Annotated in this window: 22 protein-coding genes and 2 tRNA genes; 17 read left to right on the top strand and 7 right to left on the bottom strand. The window is 63.4% G+C overall.

Translation table 11 applies throughout. From position 1 onward, the window contains the following. Positions 1-3: 3 nt before the first annotated feature. A complete protein-coding gene (locus MET49242_RS05275; RefSeq protein ID WP_036281182.1) occupies positions 4-1,545 on the top strand; it encodes an L-aspartate oxidase in 1,542 nt (513 codons plus the stop codon). Further along, positions 1,545-2,396: a carboxylating nicotinate-nucleotide diphosphorylase gene (gene nadC, locus MET49242_RS05270; RefSeq protein WP_036281180.1), complete on the top strand. Its 852-nt coding sequence runs from the start codon at positions 1,545-1,547 to the stop codon at positions 2,394-2,396. The genes MET49242_RS05275 and nadC overlap by 1 nt, the downstream gene beginning before the upstream one ends. 22 nt (positions 2,397-2,418) lie before the next feature. Here nadC and MET49242_RS05265 read toward each other — a convergent pair whose 3' ends face one another. After that, positions 2,419-3,282, bottom strand: coding sequence for a ChbG/HpnK family deacetylase (locus tag MET49242_RS05265; RefSeq protein ID WP_036281178.1), 864 nt, complete (start codon positions 3,280-3,282; stop codon positions 2,419-2,421). Positions 3,283-3,350: 68 nt separating this feature from the next. Between MET49242_RS05265 and MET49242_RS05260 the strand changes: the two genes are divergently transcribed. Both MET49242_RS05260 and MET49242_RS05255 read left to right on the top strand, forming a co-directional pair. Continuing rightward, positions 3,351-4,334 (top strand): glycosyltransferase family 2 protein, encoded by a 984-nt coding sequence (locus tag MET49242_RS05260; RefSeq protein ID WP_036281176.1) that lies wholly within the window; start codon positions 3,351-3,353, stop codon positions 4,332-4,334. 64 nt (positions 4,335-4,398) lie between these two features. Next, positions 4,399-4,812 (top strand): hypothetical protein, encoded by a 414-nt coding sequence (locus MET49242_RS05255; RefSeq protein ID WP_051134024.1) that lies wholly within the window; start codon positions 4,399-4,401, stop codon positions 4,810-4,812. 4 nt (positions 4,813-4,816) lie between these two features. On the opposite strand, the gene MET49242_RS05250 is transcribed toward MET49242_RS05255, so the two are convergent. Then, complete coding sequence (locus MET49242_RS05250; RefSeq protein ID WP_158497260.1) at positions 4,817-5,167, bottom strand: DUF2845 domain-containing protein; 351 nt, start codon at positions 5,165-5,167, stop codon at positions 4,817-4,819. Positions 5,168-5,335: 168 nt separating this feature from the next. On the opposite strand from MET49242_RS05250, the gene murJ reads away from it, so the two are divergent. Continuing rightward, complete coding sequence (murJ, locus tag MET49242_RS05245) at positions 5,336-6,871, top strand: murein biosynthesis integral membrane protein MurJ (protein ID WP_036281172.1); 1,536 nt, start codon at positions 5,336-5,338, stop codon at positions 6,869-6,871. A 6-nt stretch (positions 6,872-6,877) separates the two neighbouring features. Here the strand turns inward: murJ and MET49242_RS05240 are convergent, their stop codons facing one another. After that, entirely contained in the window at positions 6,878-7,261 is a 384-nt protein-coding gene (locus MET49242_RS05240; protein WP_036281170.1) for a hypothetical protein, read from the bottom strand. Positions 7,262-7,405: 144 nt separating this feature from the next. Here MET49242_RS05240 and MET49242_RS05235 point away from each other — a divergent pair, with 144 nt between their 5' ends. Then, positions 7,406-8,410 carry a DUF4424 domain-containing protein gene (locus MET49242_RS05235; protein WP_036287026.1) on the top strand — a complete coding sequence of 335 codons (1,005 nt, stop codon included), beginning with the start codon at positions 7,406-7,408 and terminating at the stop codon, positions 8,408-8,410. A gap of 39 nt (positions 8,411-8,449) precedes the next feature. Here MET49242_RS05235 and MET49242_RS05230 read toward each other — a convergent pair whose 3' ends face one another. Both MET49242_RS05230 and MET49242_RS05225 read right to left on the bottom strand, forming a co-directional pair. Continuing rightward, a complete protein-coding gene (locus tag MET49242_RS05230; RefSeq protein WP_036281168.1) occupies positions 8,450-8,881 on the bottom strand; it encodes a hypothetical protein in 432 nt (143 codons plus the stop codon). Positions 8,882-8,972: 91 nt separating this feature from the next. After that, positions 8,973-10,205, bottom strand: a complete 1,233-nt coding sequence (locus MET49242_RS05225) for an aspartate kinase (protein ID WP_036281166.1) — start codon at positions 10,203-10,205, stop codon at positions 8,973-8,975. Positions 10,206-10,385: 180 nt separating this feature from the next. Here MET49242_RS05225 and ubiG point away from each other — a divergent pair, with 180 nt between their 5' ends. The 10 genes from ubiG (at position 10,386) to MET49242_RS05175 (ending at position 16,890) form a co-directional block, all read left to right on the top strand. After that, positions 10,386-11,159 carry a bifunctional 2-polyprenyl-6-hydroxyphenol methylase/3-demethylubiquinol 3-O-methyltransferase UbiG gene (gene ubiG, locus MET49242_RS05220; RefSeq protein WP_036281164.1) on the top strand — a complete coding sequence of 258 codons (774 nt, stop codon included), beginning with the start codon at positions 10,386-10,388 and terminating at the stop codon, positions 11,157-11,159. Positions 11,160-11,209: 50 nt separating this feature from the next. Beyond that, positions 11,210-11,896: an invasion associated locus B family protein gene (locus MET49242_RS05215; protein WP_051134022.1), complete on the top strand. Its 687-nt coding sequence runs from the start codon at positions 11,210-11,212 to the stop codon at positions 11,894-11,896. A gap of 549 nt (positions 11,897-12,445) precedes the next feature. Continuing rightward, positions 12,446-12,613, top strand: coding sequence for a hypothetical protein (locus MET49242_RS25710; RefSeq protein ID WP_192815573.1), 168 nt, complete (start codon positions 12,446-12,448; stop codon positions 12,611-12,613). 160 nt (positions 12,614-12,773) lie between these two features. Further along, positions 12,774-12,848: transfer RNA gene (locus tag MET49242_RS05205), tRNA-Gly, on the top strand. Between the two features lie 40 nt (positions 12,849-12,888). After that, on the top strand, positions 12,889-13,755 hold the full coding sequence (locus MET49242_RS05200; RefSeq protein WP_036281160.1) for a 4-(cytidine 5'-diphospho)-2-C-methyl-D-erythritol kinase: 867 nt from the start codon (positions 12,889-12,891) through the stop codon (positions 13,753-13,755). Next, the gene (gene rlmB, locus MET49242_RS05195) at positions 13,752-14,588 is read left to right on the top strand and encodes a 23S rRNA (guanosine(2251)-2'-O)-methyltransferase RlmB (RefSeq protein ID WP_036287020.1); all 837 of its coding nucleotides are present in this window, start codon (positions 13,752-13,754) and stop codon (positions 14,586-14,588) included. The genes MET49242_RS05200 and rlmB overlap by 4 nt, the downstream gene beginning before the upstream one ends. A gap of 37 nt (positions 14,589-14,625) precedes the next feature. Further along, positions 14,626-14,701 (top strand) — tRNA-Thr (locus tag MET49242_RS05190). A gap of 154 nt (positions 14,702-14,855) precedes the next feature. Further along, a complete protein-coding gene (locus MET49242_RS25460) occupies positions 14,856-15,191 on the top strand; it encodes a hypothetical protein (RefSeq protein ID WP_036281157.1) in 336 nt (111 codons plus the stop codon). 86 nt (positions 15,192-15,277) lie between these two features. Continuing rightward, positions 15,278-16,537: a site-specific integrase gene (locus tag MET49242_RS05180; protein WP_051134021.1), complete on the top strand. Its 1,260-nt coding sequence runs from the start codon at positions 15,278-15,280 to the stop codon at positions 16,535-16,537. Between the two features lie 17 nt (positions 16,538-16,554). Then, positions 16,555-16,890: a hypothetical protein gene (locus tag MET49242_RS05175; RefSeq protein WP_036281155.1), complete on the top strand. Its 336-nt coding sequence runs from the start codon at positions 16,555-16,557 to the stop codon at positions 16,888-16,890. Positions 16,891-17,282: 392 nt separating this feature from the next. Here MET49242_RS05175 and MET49242_RS26550 read toward each other — a convergent pair whose 3' ends face one another. Beyond that, positions 17,283-17,567 carry an integrase core domain-containing protein gene (locus MET49242_RS26550; protein WP_371212541.1) on the bottom strand — a complete coding sequence of 95 codons (285 nt, stop codon included), beginning with the start codon at positions 17,565-17,567 and terminating at the stop codon, positions 17,283-17,285. An 846-nt stretch (positions 17,568-18,413) separates the two neighbouring features. Here MET49242_RS26550 and MET49242_RS05165 point away from each other — a divergent pair. Continuing rightward, entirely contained in the window at positions 18,414-18,923 is a 510-nt protein-coding gene (locus MET49242_RS05165; RefSeq protein ID WP_144259473.1) for a hypothetical protein, read from the top strand. 410 nt (positions 18,924-19,333) lie between these two features. Here MET49242_RS05165 and MET49242_RS26080 read toward each other — a convergent pair whose 3' ends face one another. Further along, positions 19,334-19,582 carry a hypothetical protein gene (locus MET49242_RS26080; RefSeq protein ID WP_244430715.1) on the bottom strand — a complete coding sequence of 83 codons (249 nt, stop codon included), beginning with the start codon at positions 19,580-19,582 and terminating at the stop codon, positions 19,334-19,336. Between the last annotated feature and the right edge of the window lie 145 nt (positions 19,583-19,727).

Below are 19,727 nucleotides of genomic sequence, written 5' to 3'. Positions count from 1 at the left end.
CGCATGCCGGGGAAGCTTCCTCCCATCGTGATCGTCGGCGGCGGCCTCGCCGGCGTCTTCTGCGCGCTAAAGCTCGCACCGACGCCCGTCGCCATTCTCGCGCCGACGCCGGTAGGTTCGAGCGGCTCCTCCTACTGGGCTCAAGGCGGAATCGCGGCCGCGGTCGAGGAAGGCGACACGCCGGAGCACCACGCCGATGACACGGTCGCCGCCGGCGCCGGCATTGTCGATCGCGACATCGCGCTCGGCATGGCGCGCGAGGCCCGCGCGCGCGTCGAAGACCTCGCGGCCATGGGAACGCCCTTCGACCGCAAGGAAGGCGGCGCCTTTGCGCCCTCGCGGGAAGCCGCACATTCGCGTCATCGCATCGTTCGGGTCATGGGCGACACGGCGGGTCGCGCCATCATGGAGACGCTCGAAAAGCAGGTCGCCAAGACGCCTTCAATTCAGGTCGTCGACGGCTACGCCGCGCAAGAGATCATCACCCGCAATGGCCGCATCGTCGGCGTGCGCGCGCGCCACGCCTCGGGACGCATCTGCGACATTCCCTGCGCGGCTCTCGTGCTCGCGACCGGCGGCCTTGGCCATCTTTACCGCCTGACCACGAATCCGTTGGAGGCGCGCGGGGTCGGCGTCGCGATGGCGGCGCGCGCGGGCGCCCTGATCTCGGACGCGGAATTCGTGCAATTCCACCCGACCGCCATCGATATCGACGCAGACCCCGCGCCGCTCGCGACGGAAGCGCTCCGCGGCGAGGGCGCGACCATCATCGATCACGAGGGGCGGCGTTTTATGCTGGACGTAAATCCGGCCGGCGAGCTCGCGCCCCGCGATATTGTGGCGCGCGGCGTCTTCGCCAGCATCAGGGCGGGACGCGGCGCCTTTCTCGATGCGCGGGCGGCCGTTGGCGCGGCCTTTCCGAAGCGTTTCCCCACGGTTTACGCGAGCTGTAAATCGGCCGGGATCGACCCCGTCGCCATGCCCATACCGATCGCGCCCGCCGCCCATTACCACATGGGCGGCGTGTGGACGGACGCACGCGGCCGCACGAGTCTCGACGGCCTCTGGGCGATCGGCGAAGTCGCCTCCACGGGCGTTCATGGCGCGAACCGTCTCGCCTCCAATTCATTGCTGGAGGCCATCGTGTTCGGCGCCCGCGTCGCGGCCGACATCCTGGCGGCGCCATTGCCCGATCTGGACCAGCGCGTCGCCTTGGAGCGCGACGATATTGCGCCGCGCGAACGCGACTTCGCAATCGTCGAGGAGTTGCGCGATCTGATGTCGGCCAATGTCGGCGTCATCCGCGACGCAGCCGGGCTCACCGGGGCGTTGAAGGCTTTGCGACGCATGAACGCGCGCACGAACGACATCGAGATTCACAACATGCTCACGACATCGGTGATGATCGCCGCCGCCGCGCTGGAGCGGCGAGAGAGTCGCGGCGCGCATTTCCGTTCGGACTATCCCGAGCCCGAGACCGCATTCGCGCATCGCTCGCAAATGACGCTCTCCGCCGCGATCAAAATTGCCGACGAGGCCGCGTGATGATGCCCGAGCTCTCGCCTCTCCTCATAGAGGACGCCGTGCGCGCCGCGCTGGCCGAGGATCTCGGCCGCGCCGGCGATGTCACGACACAGGCGACGATCCCCGCCAAGGCCGGCGCTCGCGCCCTCATCGCCGCGCGCGAAGCGGGCGTGATCGCTGGACTCCCGCTCGCGCGCATGGCCTTCCGCCTGATGGACGACGCCGTCGGATTCGAGAGATGGGTCGATGACGGGGCGACTGTCGCGCGCGGCGATGTGATCGCCCGGATCGAGGGGCCCGCGCGCGCGATCCTCTCTGCAGAACGCGTGGCGCTCAATTATCTGGGACGCCTCTCCGGCGTCGCGTCGCTCACGGCGAATTACGTAAAGCGTATCTCCCACACGAATGCCCGCATCTGCGACACGCGCAAGACGACGCCCCTTCTTCGCGCTTTCGAGAAATACGCCGTGCGTTGCGGCGGAGGCGCCAATCACCGTTTTGGTCTCGATGACGCGGTGCTGATAAAGGACAATCATATCGTGGTCGCGGGCGGCGTCGTCGAGGCGTTGCGCGCCGCCAAGGCGCATGTCGGACATCTGGTCAAGATCGAAATCGAGGTAGATACGCTCGATCAGTTGCAGGAGGTGCTGCAGGAAGGCGCCGACGCCGTGCTGCTCGACAATATGAGCGCTGACGATTTACGTAAGGCGGTAACGCTCGTCGACGGATGCATGATCTGCGAGGCGTCGGGCGGAGTCAATCTGTACACCGTGGCGGCGATTGCGGAAACAGGCGTCGACCTCATCTCCGTCGGCGCCCTCACTCACTCAGCGCCGGTGCTGGATCTGGGACTCGATATCGAAATCAGCTGAGAAGGGCGCCGAGGCGGGAGTCTCACGCCCTCGCATTGCCCGCCTCGCTCAGCCGCCCGAGCTTCATCCGCCGTTTCTCCAACATCTGGGGTAGGCGCGGCGAGAGCAGGAAGGCGAGTTCCTGCTCGCGCGTGATGGTCACCGGATCCTGCGCTTTCAATTCATCGTCGACGTGGCCCGGATGGCACATGATCAGATGCCGACGCCCCGGCGCCCGCAGATAGGTCTCGAACGCCGCCGCGTAATCATGGCCCGGATGGAAATCAGAGAAACCCGCAAAACCCTCGTTCACCGAAAACCCTCGGCGTTGCGCCGCCCGGCGGAAACCTGCCGACAGCGTCCGGACCGCCAGGGCCTTGCGCGCATGGGCTCCGCGTGCGGCGATGCGGTGCAGGCTGTCGCCCGCGTCGCGCAGCCAGGCTCGACCGTCGAGCTTGCGAGCCGCCATGGCTTCGAGCAGCGCCTGTCGTATTCCGGGAAGCACATGCACATGCTGATGGCCGTCGACATGGTCGGGCCGGCGCTCCAGCACAGCCTCGAAACGGTCGAACTGCCGGTCGATTTCGGCGCGGATTTCCTCCATCGGCAATTTGCCGCGCAGCGCCATGCGGATAACCCGCGACACCGGCGGGAAGGTTCCCGTCGGCGCGAAATTCGGCATTGACCCGAGCGGGCGGCCGAGCGTGAGATTGAAATGCAGGCCGAGGTCGGCCGAATGGCCGCGCCGCGCCAGTTCTCGGCCCATCGCCGGCCAGCGGGGGCCGTTGACCAGCGCCGAGACCGCCGTCAGGCGGCCGGCGTCCAGCGCCTTCAGAATGCCGACGCTGACGCCATGCGACAGCCCGTAATCGTCCGCGCAGATCGCGACGATCCGCTCTTTCGCCATGCCGTCCGTCTCCTCACACCCTGTTTTCGCCTATGCTCCGCCCGGAAATTCTGGTTTGAAGCAGTCTTATGACAATTCGCAGCCCCGATATATCGGTCGTCATTCCCGTGTTCAACGAGGCCGCCAACCTGCGCCCCCTGGGGGCGCGGCTAGTCCCGGCGCTGGAAGGCGCAGGCGTGACTTTCGAGGCCATCTTCGTCGATGACGGCTCCCATGACGAGAGCCTTGATGAACTGCGCGCCCTCTGCGCCGCCGAACCGCGTTTCCGCGCCCTCTCCTTCTCCCGCAATTTCGGCAAGGAGGTGGCGATCGCGGCAGGTCTCGACCATGCGCGCGGGCGTGCGGCGGTCATCATGGACTCCGACCTGCAGCATCCTCCGGAGGTCATTGCGCAATTCGTCGAGAAATGGCGCGAGGGTTACAAAAATGTCTACGGACAGCGCGCCGATCGCGCGACCGACCCGAAGATGCGCACCGTTTTCACCGAGCTTTTCTACCATGTCCTCGAGAAGTTCGGCGACGTCTCCCTGCCGTCCGGCGCGGGCGACTTCCGATTGCTCGACCGGCAGGCGGTCGACGCGCTGCTCTCGATGCGCGAACGGGCGCGCTTCAACAAGGGCCTTTACGCCTGGATCGGCTTCAAATCGATCGGCGTGCCTTTCGAGGTGGAAAGCCGAGCCAGCGGCCAATCGAAATTCAACTTCGCGCGGCTCGTGCGTTTCGCGCTGGACGGGCTGATGTCCTTCTCCTCCATCCCGCTGAAAGTATGGACATGGGTTGGTCTCGCGATTTCCGGCTTCGCGCTGACGATGGCGGCCTATTACTTCGTGCGCACCATGCTTTTCGGCGTCGACACGCCCGGCTTCCCGTCCCTCATCGTGTCGATTGCGTTCTTCTCGGGGGTACAGCTCATTTCGCTAGGCGTGCTCGGCGAGTATATCGCCCGCATCTTCAACGAGGTGAAAGGGCGACCGCTCTATCTGGTGGCGGAGGAAGTCGGCGGCGGCGAGACTGGCGCGAGCGGGACGATTGAGCCGCGCGACGACGGGTGATAAAGGCCCCGTAAGGCTCGAAATGGCGGTGAACGGCCATAACCGATCGAGGGCGCTTCACATCATGACACAGCGAAACTCCGCCGCCACGAGAATTGCGCTCGTTTTCGCCTTCGCTGCAGTCGCTTTCCTGTTCCTCGCCTTTGGCCTGCGGCTCTTCTGGTTGAGCGCCGAGGCTCCCCTGCCGGAGCTTCTGCAGAACCTGCCGGATTCGCTAAACGAAGCGGATCAGCAAGCGTTCCTGACGCGCCTTCGCGCCCGTTTTCCCGCCGGCACGACGGAGGCAGAGGTCTCGGCGGCGCTTCTCGAACAGGGGTTCAAAATGGGCCGGGCGGGCGAGCGCGTGGCCACCTACGACCGCCAGGCCGGCATCAGGGACAAATGCCGACGCAGCGGCAATGTGCGCTGGTCAGCCGACGCCGCGGGACATGTGAGCGAAATCTCCGGCGGCTATTATCAGCACTGCCCGCAACATTAGGCCTTCATCGTCCATAGCCGAGGGACCGGATCTCGATGAGGCGGCCGTTCTCGAAAATGAGCGACGGCATCAGCTGCGTGTATCCGAAATTATAGACCCATTCGTCATAGACGAGCCGCCGAACCGCCGGCGAAGGATAATGGTTCGCCGGCCCGTCGAGCGGTCTGGGGCCAGTCCAGTTCGGCGCCCAGCGATATTCGACGCGGCTGTCGGCGTACGCCGGCTCGCCGCACAGCCGCAGCACCTCGTATTTGGATTGCCCTTCGATCACGAGGGACGTGCCGCACCGCATCGCAAAAGCGACGTCGCCCGGAAAAACCAAAAGCGTCGCAGCGAGAAAAAATCCGGCTTTCATGGCGCCTATCCGTGACACGCCGCGCTCTCGCCGCATGGCTCGGCTCTGAAATGACGTAACCAGTCAAACCGAGATTATGCCCGGCCTCGGCCACACGCAACGACTGGATAGCTGCGCCTTCACAATTCGCCGACAGAAATTAAACCCTAACTTGCTAGAAGCGTCCTCATGATTCGAAATCTCCTCTCGGTCGGCGGCTTCACCCTGCTCTCGCGCGTGACGGGCTTCCTCTCGCTCGCGATGCAGTCGGCGATCATGGGCGCCGGAGTCGTCTCGGACGCTTTCTTCATCGCACAGCGCCTGCCGAACAGCTTTCGCGCCATCTTCGGCGAAGGCGCGTTCAACGCCGCTTTCGTGCCGTCCTACTCCATGGCGATCGAGCAGGAGGGCGACGAGTCGGCGGAGGAACTGGCCGGCCAGATCTACACGCTGCTGCTCGCCTCGCAGATCGTGCTGCTGGTGATCGTCTGGGTCTTCACCCCACAGTTTGTCATGCTGCTCGCGCCGGGCCTCGACGACCGCCCGGAGAAATTCGCGCTGGCGGTCAATCTTACGCGGATCACATTCCCATACCTTCTGTTCATGACGCTCTTCGCGCTGCACATGGGCGCGCTCAACGCGCGCGGGCGCTTCGCGCTTCCCGCCTTCGCGCCAAATCTGATGAATCTGACGGTCATGGCGGCGCTCGCGGTGGCGTTTCTGTTTCCCAACGCCGGCTATGCGGCGAGCTGGGGCGTCACCGTTTCCGGCGCGCTGGAGCTGGGGCTTCTGATGTGGGACGCACGGCGCATCGGCGTCTTGAGGGGGCTACGCAAGCCGCATTGGAGCCGGGTCCGCGATTTTTTCATCAAGCTCGGCCCCGCTGTGATCGGATCAGCCAGTCCGCAAATCGCCGTCTTTGCTGACACCATCCTCTCGTCAATGCTCGCGGACGGGGGCGTGTCGTCGATTTCATACGCCGAGCGCCTTTACCAGTTGCCCGTCGGCGTCATCGGCATCGCGGCGGGCACGGTGCTCCTGCCCGAGATGAGCCGCCGCCTCGCCGCCGGTGACGTCGAAGGCGCCCATCGCGCGCAGAGCCGCACCATGGCGCTCACGATCGCGCTCGCGGCGCCCTTTTTCATCGCCTTCGACACGATTCCGGAGCTGATCGTCAGCGGGCTTTTCATGCGCGGCAAGTTCACGGCCGCCGACGCCTATGCCGCCGGCGACGTGCTCGCGGCCTATGGCGGCGGGCTGATGGCGCTGGTGCTGATCGCCTCCGCGCGCGCGAGCTTTCAGGCGCGCGGCGACACCAGGACGCCCATGACCATCGCGCTGATCGCGCTGACGGCGAATGTCGCGCTGAAAGTCGCGTTGTTCCGCCCGCTGGGGGCGGTGGGGCTCGCGACGGCGACCTCGGTTGGCCTGTGGATCAATCTCGGCGCGCTCGTCGCGCTGGCCATCGCCCGGGACGCGATGGATTTCGACGAGGTCTTCGGCAAGACGCTGCTGGCGACCCTCGTGGCGAGCGCGGTCCTGACCCTTGTCGCCGTCTACGGCCGTGCGCCGGCCCTTGCGCTGGGGCTGCATTTCGGTTCGCTGGCCAATCTCGTCGCGCTGATCGCGCTGGGCGGCGCAGGCGCAATTGTTTACGGCGCGGCGCTGGTCGGGGTCCTTCATGTCGTCGGCGTCAGGCTTGGAAACCTCAGACGCCGACGATGATCCGGGTCACAGAAACTGTGACAGCCCCGGAATCGAATTTGCGATCTGCTGGACTTTCTCCTTGCCGACGACCGTCTCCGCATAGCCGAAAATTTCGTGGCCGAGCTTCTGGATCTGGCCCATGTCCAGCCCGAGGGCGTTGAGCTTGCCGGCCAGACCCATGAGGCCCCCGCTCAAAAGACCGCCGAGCAAACCGCCGCCGCCGCTCTCGCTGTCCGCCGTCGCCGCGTTGGCGGCGTCACGCGCTCCTGCGACCTTATCGAGGAACTCGGCCACCGGTCCGTCGGGAAGCTCCTTTTGCAGGAAGGCGAGCACATGGCCGATCGCGCTTTTGGCGACTTCGGCGTCGACCCCGATCGCGGCGGAAACGCGCTCGATCAATTCATCCATGTGATTCTCCCCTGTGGTCCTGTTCTCTTGAGCTTTGCGACTGTCGCCGCGGAAAAATTGAAAATCAAGCGCCCGGTCCCTACGTCCGGTAAGCTATGTGTGATCGCGGCGACTGTCCTCGCCGGAATTATCTGGAAACAGGCAATGCGACCTCAATGTTATACGACATTCGCCATTTTCTTCGCTCTCGTCGGCGCCCAACCTGCCTGCGCCAATGACTCGGAGGCGGAGACGGCGGTGGGTGGTCTCACTCTCGTCAAATCCGATTCGATTTCGATGGACAGCGAAGACCTGTTCATCTCGCGCGACCTTGTGCGCGTGAAATATCGCTTTACCAACAAAAGCGACGCGCCGATCGAAACGCTCGTCGCCTTCCCCCTGCCCGACATTCCCCCGACCGACGCGGAAAACACCAGCTACTGGAGCGAAAAAGGCGGCATAAAATTCAAGACGAAGATTGATGGAAAGCCGATCGACTTCGAAACCGTCGAGCAGGCGATCTTCAAGGACAAGGACGTCAGCGCGCGACTGACGGCGCTGAAACTTCCGCTCAATCGCCTCGCGAAGGATTTCGAGGACGCGCTGAAAAAAGTCCCGAAAGCGGAAGTCGCGAAACTTGTCGCCGATGGCCTCATGGAAAACACGGGCTCCGAGGAATACCCCAATTGGGTGGCGAACTGGTCGCTGCGCACCACCATCACGCGACATCAGACCTTCCCGGCGAATGCGACCGTGACGGTGGAGCATGAATACAAGCCGCTCGCGGGCGGCAGCGTCGGCGGCAATCTCGACGCGTGGCGGCGCAAGGACAAGGAACTCGAAAAAGAATTCAACCAGACGCTGAGCAGATATTGCATCGACAAGGAGTGGCTCGCGAGCTTCGACCGCATCGAAAAGACAAAGCGCACGGATATGGGCGCCTATTCGGAGGTCTGGCTTGGCTATGTGTTGAAGACCGGCGCAAACTGGAAAGGCCCGATAGGCGATTTCCGGCTTGTCGTCGACAAGGGTAAAGCCGACTCGCTTGTAAGTTTTTGCATGGACGGCGTGAAGAAAATTTCGCCCACTCGCTTCGAGGTGCGCCGCAAGAATTTCACGCCCGACCGCGACCTCGACATTCTGATCATAGACTGGTGGAACAGGAAATGACGCGGCCCTTCGGCCGCGTCAGTTTCCGCGTCACCGTGGTCAGGCGCTGCGCCGCATCTCTTCCATTGTGGGCATTCGCTCACTCATCGCGGGCAGGATTTCCCGGATTTTTGCCGCGCCCTCTGCGCCGATGAGGACATCGGAACGCGCGACGATCTCTTTGATCAGCCCTTCAATCTGCGCGTCCTTGAGACCGAGATTTTCCAGCTTTCCGACGAGGATGTTGAGGTCGGCCCGGCCGCGGCCCATGAAGCTCGTCAGGCCCTCGATTACCTGAGTCACGCCGCCGTCGCCGGAAGCGCGCGCCGCTATGACGAACTCCTGCGCAAGCGGCGTCTTGTCGATGAATTCACCGACGTGACCGCCGGGAACCTCGTCTCTAAGAAACAACAGCACGTGGCCGATGGCGGCCTTGGCGACTGCTGGTTCAAGCGTCGTCGTATAGACAACGCGCCTTGCTAACTCTTCCATGTGGCAACCCTCCAGGAGAGAGCCTCTCTGGAGCGGTTACATGTGAGAGCCAGCGACGACTTCAACCATCGCCCACGCTAATTAATGTTAACTAAGCCGCGTCCAGCCCGTAGAGCGTGTGCAGCGTGCGCACGGCGAGTTCGGTATAGGCTTCGTCGATCAGCACGGAGAATTTGATTTCCGAGGTAGTGATCGCGCGGATGTTCACGCCCTTTTCCGACAGCGCGCGGAAGGCGCGGGCGGCGACGCCGGCATGGCTGCGCATGCCGATGCCGATGGCGGAAACCTTGGCGACTTCCTTCTCGCCCGCCATGCTGGAAAAGCCGATGTCGTCCTTGATCTTCTCGAGGATGGCGAAGGCGCGTTCGTAATCCGCCGTGCCGACAGTGAAGGTCATGTCGGTCATACCGTCCTCCGAGACCACCTGCACGATCATGTCGACGTTTATGCCCGCCTCGGCCAGCGGCATGAAGACTGCGGCGGCGACGCCGGGCTTGTCGGCCACGCGGCGCAATGTGATCTGCGCCTCGTCGCGCGAGAAGGCGATGCCTGTGACGACCTGGGCTTCCACAATATCCTCCTCGTTGCAGATCAGCGTCCCCTCGCCCGGGCTGTCGGGATCGTCGAAGCTGGAGCGCACATAGGTCGGCACCTTGTGCACCATCGCCACCTCGACCGAGCGAACCTGCAAAACCTTGGCGCCGAGCGACGCCATCTCCAGCATTTCCTCGAAGGCCACGCGGTCCATTCGACGCGCCTTAGGCACCACGCGGGGGTCGGTCGTGTAGACGCCGTCGACGTCCGTATAAATGTCGCAGCGGTCGGCGTGGATGGCCGCCGCAAGCGCCACGGCGCTCGTGTCCGAGCCGCCGCGGCCGAGCGTGGTGATGCGGCCGGTCTCCTTGTGGACGCCCTGGAAGCCGGCGACCACGGCGACCTCGCCGCGCGAGAATCCGTCGATGATCCCCGCGCCGTCGATCGATTCGATGCGCGCCGAGCCATGCGTCCCGTTGGTGCAGATCGGCGTCTGCCAGCCCTGCCAGGAGCGCGCTGGTATCCCGATCTTCTGAAGGGCGATGGCGAGAAGTCCCGCAGTCACCTGCTCGCCCGAGGCGACCACGGCGTCATATTCGCGCTGGTCGTAGAGCGGGGACGCCTCCTTGCACCACGCGACCAGCTCATTGGTCTTGCCGGCCATGGCGGAGACGACGACGGCGACCTGGCGCCCGGCCTCGACCTCGCGCTTCACATGGCGCGCCACATTATGGATGCGCTCGACATTGGCGACGGACGTGCCGCCGAATTTCATGACCAGGCGTGACATGTGAACCGCTACAAACGGGGAGGCGAATTACGCATGGCGATTGACGAGGAGAAGCCCTAATCGTCATTCGCCATTCGTTGAAAGCGGGCGTATATGTGACCGCGCCCGCGCCCCTGTCAACGGCGGCGCCCGCCCTATCCTATACGGGCAGTTGAAACTCCCGCTCTCGAAGAGGTTCCCGTGTCTACAGAGGCGTCGTCCCCCCACTCCGCCAGCGTCAATCCCGAGGATGTCGCGCGGTTCAACCGCCTCGGCGAGCTGTGGTGGGACAAGTCCGGAAAGATGGGGATTTTGCATGACATCAACCCCATCCGCGTGACCTACATCCGCGACCACATTCGCCGGCTCCTGCTCAATGATCCGAAGGCCCTGAATGAATCCGGCGAGCGGCCCCTCGAAGGCGTGCGCATCGCCGACATCGGCTGCGGCGGCGGGATCCTCAGCGAATCGCTGGCCGAGCTCGGCGCCCGGGTGACGGGAATCGACCCGGCCCCGAACAATATCGCCGTCGCGAGCCGTCACGCCGAGAAATCCGGCCTGGACATCGACTATCGCAACATCACCGCTGAGGCGCTCGCCGAAACGGGCGAGCAGTTTGACGCCGTCGCCGCGCTGGAAGTGATCGAGCATGTCGAAGGCCCCGCGGATTTCATCGGCATGCTGGGACGGCTGGTGCGGCCGGGCGGCCTGCTGTTCCTCGCCACCATCGACCGGACGATGAAGAGTTACGTGTTCGCCATTCTCGGGGCGGAATATGTGCTCGGCTGGGTGCCAAAAGGCACACATGACCACAACAAGTTCATCCGTCCGGACGAATTGTCCGCCTGGCTGCGCCGCGCCGGAATGCGGGAGATCGACCGCGCGGGCATGAGCTTCCAGCCGCTCACGCGAAGCTGGCGCAAGAGCCACGACACGGACGTCAATTACCTGATGGCCGCCAAAAAGCAGGGGTGACGCGCGAAGCGTCTTGTTCACGCTGGAGGTCAACAGTAAACTTCTGGCCGATGCGCAACGAATCGTCGTCCTACCGCTTTTCCCTTTTCGCCCTCGCCGCGGTCTTCGCGGCCTGCGCGAGCCTTTCCACGGCGCCGCACCCGGCTTTCGCGAAATCGAAGACCGAGTCCAAATCCAAGGCTGCGCCCGCGCAGACCGAGGAAGCCGCAACCGACGCGTCCAAGGATAAGACCGACAAGAAAGACCAGAAGGGTAAGAACGGCAAGGCCGACAAATCGGGCGACAAGGGCGCCGCCAAGCCCGAACAGCTCGGCTCCTATGGCGATTGGGGCGCCTATGCGGCGGAAGGCAGCAAGGACAAGACCTGCTACGCCCTCGGTCAACCCAAAGAGCGGCAGCCGAAAGCCAAGCTCAAGGACACGGCTGCACACATCTTCATATCCACCCGACCCGGCGAAGGAGTCCGCAACGAAGTTGCGATCGATCTCGGCTACGCCACCAAGGATGGCTCCGCAGCCTCCGCCGACATCGACGGCGACGGCTGGGAGCTGATCACCAAGGGCAACAACGCCTGGATCAAGGACCAGTCGAAAGAGAAAGAGTTTGTCGGCGCGTTGCGCGGCGGCTCGAAGCTCGTCGTAAAGGCCTCCTCGGCCAAAGGCACTTCGACGACCGACACCTACTCCCTCAAGGGCCTTTCCGACGCCCTCGCTCGCGTGGCGCAGGAGTGTAAATAGGCGCGATCACGTCGCCTTTACGATTCGATTCTCCCCGGTCAAGCTTCCGCTCGCAGGACCAATGCGCGATCAATCCGCGCATTCAGTGGTCTTGCGCGCAGTCAAATCTTCGGACCAGTCAGTATAAATTTCATAAGACCAAACAAATTACCACCGATTTGAGCGCCAGTGGTCCTTGAGGATCATGGCTCGTACCGGCATTTCCCGTACATCCACGATGGCTTCCCCCTGTTGCTATCATGGAGAGCGACGGCGGCGTGGCAGAGGCCAAGCTGTCCGCCGGCGTCGCCCGTATTATTTTCGTATTTGTGCTCTGCCGTTCCATGACGGCGGAATACCTATACGTATTTTATGGTATATAAATTCATATAATGCTTTTGCTGTTCAGCATAATAAGTCCAGTTTATTTATATTTCAGAATAAATATGAGACCAGATCAAAAAATATCAGGACAATTTGGCGCCATTAGCAATTTTTTATTTGCGTTATTTTGAGCGCTGGGCTACGAAAGCCGGGCTGTGTTCAGCAAAAAAGCAAAGGGAGGAACACATGGCTCACAATGTTCACGGTGCGGCCGAGCTCGGCAAAATCCTGCTCTACGTCGCGGGCTTCGCGGCCTTCGTCGTTGTCGCGTTGACCTGGGTGCCGGAGTGGATTTCGCCGGACAGCGCCAACATCACCGGCAACACGGGCTCCACGGCTCGTATGATCAACTGATCCTGGTTGACAGCGACGTCCCGGGAGCCGTCCCTCCCGGGACGTTGCTGTTTTTTGACGGCGCTGAACTCGTTTGAAAAAAAGCGCCGAAGGCTGTTGCAAACCAAATCGGTTTGAGCCATAAGGACGCCGCGACGGACACACGACGTCGTAAACGGATGCGGGTGTAGCTCAGGGGTAGAGCACAACCTTGCCAAGGTTGGGGTCGAGGGTTCGAATCCCTTCGCCCGCTCCAAATGAAGCTCCGCGATAACCCAAAGCGGAGGTCGGGGTAAATGCTGGTTGCGCGCTGCCCCGCGAAGATAAATCTCACTCTCCACATTCTCGGCCGTCGGGGCGACGGCTATCATGAGCTTGAAAGCCTCGTCGCTTTCACCGGCGCGGGGGACACGCTGACGCTCCTCCCCGGCCCAGAGCTCTCGCTGGATATTTCCGGTCCGACCGCCCCTGCCGCTGGCGGCGGCAACGACAATCTGGTCCTTCGCGCCGCCCGAAATCTCGCTGCCCGAATCGACGGCCTGACGCTCGGCGCCTTTCGTCTCGAAAAGCGGCTGCCCGTAGCGGCCGGAATCGGCGGCGGCTCATCGGACGCGGCGGCCGCGCTGCGACTTCTCGCCCGCGCCAATGGCCTTGCCCCCGACGATCCCCGGCTGCATGACGCCGCCCGCGCCACTGGCGCCGATGTGCCCGTCTGCCTCGGCGCGCGGGCTCGCATGATGCGCGGCGCCGGCGAAACGCTCGGCGAGGCTCTTCGACTGCCGCTATTGCCGGCGGTGCTCATCAATCCCGGCGTCCCGGTGGAGACACGCCCCGTCTTCGCCCGCCTGGGCCTGCAGCCCGGGGAGCGACTCGGCGGCGCTGCACATCCTGAAATTGCGTGCGGCGCTTCGGCCGGGGAGCTGTGGTCAAATCTCGCCAAAGGCCGCAACGACCTCGAAGACGCCGCCTGCCTCCAGGCGCCTGTCATCGTCGATGTGCTCGCAGTGCTGCGCGCGGCGCGCGGCTGCAAGCTGGCGCGCATGTCGGGCTCCGGCGCCACCTGCTTCGCGCTATTCGCTGCGCCAGGGGCCGCGGCGCGGGCGGCCTGCGCGATTCGCGCCCAGCACCCCGAATGGTGGGTGAAGACGGCGGCGCTGCGATGAGCCGCCGCCCGCCGCCAAAGGACCGCCAGCCGCGCCGCGAACGCCCGGGGCCCGTCCGGGATCGACCGCGAGGAGACCCCTCGCGCGTTCCGTTTCGCGGCCCCTCGCCGGAGGTGGTGACGATCTACGGCGCCCATGCGGTTCGTGAGGCGCTGAAGGCGCGCCGCCGCAAGCTGCTGGCGCTCTACGCCACCGAGACCGCCCTGCCCCGAATCGCCGACCTCGCCCGGGGGGCCGGGGTCGAGCCGCGTCTTGTCGATGGGCGCGACCTCTCGCGCCATCTCGGCGACGAGGCCGTGCATCAAGGCCTGCTGCTCGAGGCGCGCCCCCTGCCGGAAGCCGGCGTCGGCGATATCGAGCCGAAAAGCGGGATCGTCCTCGCGCTCGACCAGATCACCGATCCGCACAATGTCGGCGCCATTCTGCGCACCGCCTGCGCCTTCGGAGTCGACGCGCTGATCATTACGGAGCGGCACAGCCCCGAGTTCACCGGCGTGCTCGCCAAGGCGGCATCCGGCGCGCTGGAGCATGTGACGATCGTCTCCGTGGTCAACCTCGCCCGCGCGCTCGACGAGTTGCGCGGGGCCGGCTATGGCGTCGTCGGGCTGGATTCTGAGGGCGCAGAACCGCTGGAGACGATCGCGCTGCCGAAGCCGCTGGCTTTGGTCCTCGGCGCCGAGGGAAAAGGCCTGCGCCGGCTCACGCGCGAGCGCTGCGACGCGATCGCCCGCCTGGACCTTCCCGGTCCGATCAAGAGCCTCAACGTCTCCAACGCCTGCGCCGCGGCGCTGAGCGTCGCGCATTTTCGGCTGCGTATTGCGATGCAGGATTGACCTTGCAGCGCCCTTGGACGATTAGAAGAGCGCAGACGCCGGTTTAGCTCAGCTGGTAGAGCAACTGATTTGTAATCAGTAGGTCGGGGGTTCGAATCCCTCAACCGGCACCAATAAAATCAACGAGTTAGGTTGGTTTTTTGGCTGCTGATCCGAAGTAAATCCGAGCTGATGTATGCACTGACGTAACACTCGGAATTTTCGGAAGCCCTTCACAGCCCCTCGCGACGCGCATTCGGCGGACGATCAATCTCGAAAGGATTGACCATGGCCACGCCCAAAGCCGTCCCTCCCCCCGGCGCGTCCCTCGCCGCCCGCCGTCCCCTTCTCACGCCCGCCGGCGCATTCGATCGCGCCGCCATCATGTCCGACGCCCATCGTCAGCTTCGCCTTATGGCGTCGCACGGCTGGAGCAGGTCGCGCTGTCTCGCCTTCTCATGGGCGCGGGCGAAGGCGCAGCGCGGCGGCGTTCCGTCGCTCGTCATGGACGGCGGCGAAAGCTTCGTGGAGAAGGCCGTGCAGAAACTGCGCGCTGTCCGCCAGACAATGTGCAGCGACGTGTCGCGCCGGCCGCCGTCAAGCAATTCAGGGCTTGCAACTTAATCGCCGCCGTTGCGCCGCGCGCCAGCTTGCCCGATCCGTCGGCGCAGTGCCGCCGCCGCCGTTACTTTTCGAAAGGACGCCCGCCAATGTCCGCCCAATCTCCCGCAAAGACAAAGCCGCTGACCAATGCGCGCATTGCCAAGCTGTCGCCTCGCGCCGGGCCTTACGAGCTGCCCGTCGAGTCCGGCCTTCGCGTCGTCATCCGCCCGTCCGGCGCGAAGTCCTTCGGCTTACGCTATCGCTTCGGCGGCGCATCGCGCAATCTGACGCTCGGTCCGGCCTCGATTGGCGTCGACGGGGCGCGAAAGCTCACCGCTAAGGCGCGGCTGGAGCTAATGCAAGGCAAAGACCCGGCCGCCGAGAAGCGGGAGGCCAAGCGTCAAGCCAAGGCCGAAATCGCCAAACAACGGGAGGCGAAGCGACAGGCCAAGACACCCCAGCGCGAGACGGTCGCCGAGCTTGTCGACGGTTTCCTTCAGCGCATGTCCCGCAAGGCCAGCCCGAAGACGGTCGACGCAACCGGGCGCCTGTTGCGGCGCGAAGTCGTCGCCGCTTGGGGCGCGCGGCCGATTGCCGAAGTCTCCCGCGCCGACGTGCGCGCGTTACTCGAATGCGTCGGCGAACGCGCGCCGGTCATGGCCAATCGGCTGTTGTCGACCGTGCGCCGCCTGTTCGCCCATGCCGTCGACGAAGAATTGATTGCGCGCAATCCCGCCGCCGGAATCGAGCCGCCGCACGCCGAGACGCCGCGCGAGCGCGTGCTTGACGGCCGCGAGCTGGCCAGCGTGTGGTGCGCCGCCGAACGCCTTGACGGCGAAGACGGCGATTTCATCCGGCTCTTGATTCTGACGGCCGCGCGCTTCAGCGAAGTCGCCCGCCTCGAATGGCGCGAAGTCGATTTGGACAACGGCGTTTGGACCTTGCCGGCGGCGCGCGCCAAGAACCGCAAGGCGCACGTGACGCCGCTTTCCGCGCCCGCGCTGCGCATCCTGCAACGGCTGCACGCCGCGCGCGTCACTGATGACGGCCGCGTGTTCCGTTCGTCATTCTCGCGCATCCGCGACCGTATCGACGCCGAGATTGCGCGGTTTGACGGCGCGCCGCTTGCGCATTGGACGCCGCATGATTTGCGACGGACGGCGGCGACCAATCTTCAGTCGCTCGGCGTCGCCGCGCATGTCGTCGAGAAGCTGTTGAATCACGCCAGCGGAACATTTCGCGGCATTGTCTCGATTTATCAGCGCCACGAATATTTCGCCGAACGGCGCGACGCGTTGCAGGCGCTGGCGGCGCATATCGCGGCGCTGACCGGCGCAAATATCGTCCCGCTGTCGCGGTGGGCGTAACCACAGGGAGCGAGCACATGGTTGACGACGACGACCGGCCCGACACGCCGGCGCTGAAGACGAAATTCATCGCCAAGCCGACGCTTGAAGGCATTGTCAAGATGTTCGAGGCGTTGAAGGGACGGCCGGCGACGCCGAAAGAATTGGAGAATTTCCACGAAATGGCGCGCAAGAAACCGTTGAGGCCGAAGCCGGCGGGCGACCTTCCGCCGAAAGCCGATGACGACGGCAAACCGCCGAAGTCATATCCGATGGTGATGGATGGCGGGGAATCATTCGCCGACTTCGCGAACGCGATAATGGAAAAACGAGCGAGAGAAAGGAAGCGCTCGGCCGATGACGACAACGGTTGACATCGTTGCGAAGGCGGCCCCGCCGCTACATCCGCATTCGAGCCGCTCTCTTGTTCCGCGTACAAGATTAGCGTGCGGAATGACCGACGCCGCTGACAGCACAGCCTTCGAGTTTCGGTCCAGCGCGTTCAGCGTGGCGCTATAGCTCGTCGACAAGGGGGCGTTCAACCCTTTCGTCGTCGAGAGTGTTCTCAGGATCGACCGCGATCTGGGCTTCAAAGTGCTGCCGCGTTAATGGTTCGTTGAGCGAATCTTTGGCTTGATCGCGCGCGCCGGAGACGGTTCATGAGCAACTATGGAACGCGCGTCTGCGTATCGATAGCGATGAGCCACATTGCAATGGTCGGTCTGCCCTGCGACACATCGCTAACGATACCTGTGTGTGCCAAAAATTACATCCGGGCGTAATGGTGATGAAGTCCGCCGAGGACCGCGCGAGATTTGATGGCTCCAATCCGCTGAACGGCGCGAGAGATCGGCGCATCCTTGTTTAACGTCCGATGAGTGCGGATCTCATTATAATAACCCGCGTAAGATCGCAGAAGCCGCCGCAGATGCGGCTCGCCCAAGACGATGAGGTGGTCAACACACTCGCGACGGATCGATCCGATCAATCGTTCAGCGAAGGCATTCTGCCAAGGCGAGGCCGGCGCGATCGGCTTGTCTCGTATGCCCATAGCGCGCAAGCGACGCCTGACGATGGGGCCAAAGACGCCATCCCGGTCACGAATGAGATAACGCGGCGCCTCGCTCCAGGGGAACGCTTCGTTGATCTGACGCGCAACCCATTCCGCTGTCGGATGCCGGGTGACGTCGATTCAGACGAGGGCTCTGCGGTCGAGCCGGATAATGACGAAGGCGCAGAGCAAATCGAAGCTGATGGTCGGAACGACGGGTAAAATGCGCCCAGCGAAGCAGTTCTACGCTCTCGCGGCGTAAGCCTCGAGAGCCCTGATGCCGCGCGTCTCGGCCTTAAGCAAAATTTGCGACAGAACCAGGAGTGTGCGTCGCGTGCTGTCTCGTTTCGGGAATCCTGGCACAGGACGGGGACAAAAACTGTCCGAATCGGAAGCGGCGGAAATCCGCCGCCAGAGTCTTTACCAAAGGGTTGGGCTACGCCGTCGCGGCCGCTTCAAGGCGGCCCCTTCGGGGCGCTTCGCGGGCCTGACCCGCCCGCGCCAGCGCACGACGAAGGGCTCAGAAAGCAAATGCCGAAATCTCGGCATTGACCGATCTTTTCACGAGGGAAAACGTGCCCCGGCGGCATGCGGCGCAGGCTCGCTTTCGAGCGCCGGCTTTTCTTCGGGCCGATACTCAAGAATGTCGCCGCGCTGACACCGGAGAATTTCGCAGATTTTTCACGCGTGTCGAAACGCACATTTCCTTGCAGCGTTTTTGGGCGAGAAACGGGGGTTCTTGATAGATGTGCTCCTGCCGGAGAGGCGGGCTTCAGGTTCCATATTGCGCCTTACGTTCATTGACCTGGAGCGCACGCCAGCAATGGATATTCGAAAGGAAGACTCGTGACGAAACAAGCTTTTGCCAGACTATTTCTCGGAGGCGCAGCGGCACTTATCTTTTCGGTGGCGGGCGCATTCGCCGCAGGCTGCGTCGAGGCGATCCGTTTAATGACCATCAGCGGGGATTATCAATTCCTGGCGGCTCTAGCACGCATGGATCCCGAGGCGCTGAAATTCCTACTGTTCGTCGGAATGATCGGGGCGATCGTCAGCATAATCATCAGCCTTCCTTCAATAGTTTTCTTCTACCTCGCCAACCTGCTAATCGCTCGCGTGGCAAAGCCGATCTCGAAGCGAACCCGCGCCCTTGTGAGCTTCGGCGCGGCAATAATATTCGCGATGACGCTTCTGCCTCTGCAGGTCCATCTTGGACTCGGGATCAAGGAAATTGATTTCGCCGGCGAAATCACTGCGATCATCATCATCGCCCCGATCGCCGCGCGGATCTTCTGGAAAATCGCGCGTCTGTCGAGACATTTCTGTGTGATTTCACAGGCGGCGCCGTCAAGTTGACGGGGTGACCTCGCACGGAAGGGTGGCGCGCGCTGGAGCGAGAGACCAAGAACGGATAATCCCGGTTTCGTGCCAGATGTAGACGCGTTATCCTTTGTGAACTCATTTTTCAGGCTCGGGGTGTCATCATGCGCTCGTTTCTCTCTGGCGTCGCGTGCATCGTCGTTTTGCTTGCCGCGGATCAGGCCCATGCCTGTGGTGGCGGTCTCGAGCCATCGAGACGATGGGCTCTGGATCACACGGAATATTCCGGCAACAACGGTTTGCCCTTCCTCAGCCCGGGCAACGACAGCCGCATCAATCTTCAGCTCCTGATGAGAGACGCGTATCCTCGACAGGTTTCGAAGGCGGGCTCGATTTTCGAAGCTGACACAAAAATCGACTTCAATTCCCCCGTGCTATTTTCGAGATCAGACATCGAGACGGCGTTCAACGCCGATGCGAACGCGTCGCCGCCTGAACGCGGCAGTGTAGTGGGTGGAAAGCCTGTGACTTTCGCAGATGGCGAAGGCACCCGCTGCATTTCCTTCGAGGGAGGGAAGCTTGCGTTCATTGCGGCCGTTCAGGCCGAGTCCGGTCTTTCCGCCGCCGAGCGGAATGTTCTGGTGGAGGCGCGGAATCGAACGACCGTCTGCCTCAATATGGGTACGGGAGATCATTCTCAGAAGGATCCTTTGGCCGGGATCTCCGAGCCCTCAGTCGCTGCGCGCGAATTCGCAGAATATCTGGCGGGAGCCAATGCCTTTTACGGAGGCGCTTTCGATCAGGCCATCGATCATTTCCAGAAAATAGTTAAGGCGCAAG

The organism is Methylocystis sp. ATCC 49242, assembly GCF_000188155.2.
Taxonomy (GTDB): Bacteria; Pseudomonadota; Alphaproteobacteria; order Rhizobiales; family Beijerinckiaceae; genus Methylocystis.
Note: the sequence above shows the minus strand (reverse complement) of the source record. Positions and strands in the feature narration are given on the sequence as shown.